At 31.4% G+C, this 1,483-nt stretch carries 2 pseudogenes; both read left to right on the forward strand.

Going from position 1 to position 1,483, the window contains the following annotated elements:
* Positions 1-226 (forward strand): annotated as a pseudogene (locus tag GFJ36_RS29595) (hypothetical protein); the annotation flags it as partial.
* Positions 227-609: 383 nt separating this feature from the next.
* Positions 610-1,483 (forward strand): annotated as a pseudogene (locus GFJ36_RS29115) (hypothetical protein); the annotation flags it as partial.

The raw sequence follows: 1,483 nt of genomic DNA on the forward strand, positions 1-1,483 counted from the left end.
CATCGGTGCTGCTACAAATATAAAACTATCCATTCAGCAGTACATGGAGAAAGTTGGTTACACCTGGGCACTTATTTCATTAGATGGTACTAACTATTTGACTGAAATACAGATTGATTCAGTAGCTGCACAAAGTACGCGTGACTTTTGGGTAAAGGTTATGAAGGAAACAAATTTACTAACATTTGAACCGATTTATTTTAATATTAACTTAATACATAGTTGAGGTGAATATAATATGGGGACTGTAATGAAATTAATAGGAAAATATCACATATTAATTTCAAATTGTAAAAAATAATGAAAATAAAATTAAAGGAGGGACAAACTATGTAACAGCTAACAAAAATAAATTTTAAGGGATATATTTTTTTGAAAGTCAGTAGCGATGGATATACTGTTTTGTTTAGAAATCATTACAAAGTAATTTGAACGATTTGAATGTAACTAGGACGAAAAATTGTTATGGAAGATGACTAAATATTTTCATTGGAAAGAGCATTAGATAGAAAAATATATAATAATCTGAAGTTATGAGTATCGTATAGTCACTAATAATGATGGGAGAACTTCAATTGGAAGGAAACGAGAAAAATAGTAGGTGATGCAATGACTGTAATTGGGGATATATTGAAGAATCCAGAAGTGGGATGGAGGAGATATGATTGTATGCCATCTCATTCATTCCTTTTTGAGATGAATGGGTTTACTGTCAATGATACTTATAAAAATTATTATTTTGGTTCAACAAAAGATAATTATTTACGATTTAAGTTTTTGGGGAAGAAACTACGTGTAATAGCAGAAGTCAGTAGCGGACCAGGGAATGTTTCTATATCAATTGATGGTAGTGAAAAAGAATATTTTAGCCTTTATAAAGATTTAAAAGGCGGTTTACAGGAATATACTTTCCTTTTTGAAAAGCAATTATCAAAATGGGAGATACATGAAGTTATTATTAAAATTGAGAGTACAACTGGTCATAGTCACCGATTTAATGCGTTTGATATAGATGCACAAGGGGAATTTTTAACATTTCCTAAAAAAGGTGAGGAATTAAAGGAACCAGAATCAGGATGGAATCGTTTTGATAATACTGATCGTAGGATTAAATATACTGGGAACTGGGAAGAAATCCATAATGATTCTCGGTATCACAACGGAACAGGTATTTATAAAAATACTACACATGGAACAGAACCTGTAATATGTGAGTTTAGTTTTAATGGTACGGGACTCCGAATAATTAGTCGGAATTATGATGGGAGTGGTAGCTACAAAGCGCCTATTGCTATAACTATAGACGGTGTAACAGAGACATATTCTTTAATAGGTTCAAAAGTTTTATGGCAAGCTCTAGTTTATGAAAAATTAAAATTAGAACCTGGAATTCATCAAATAAGGATAGAAGCTCTAGAAAATGTTATAGATGCAATTGACGTATTCGGTGGAGAATTACAATTATCAGACCTAATTAAAAAGC

This window comes from Bacillus sp. EE-W1 (assembly GCF_009760835.1).
GTDB classification, from domain to species: Bacteria; Bacillota; Bacilli; order Bacillales; family Bacillaceae_G; genus Bacillus_A; species Bacillus_A wiedmannii.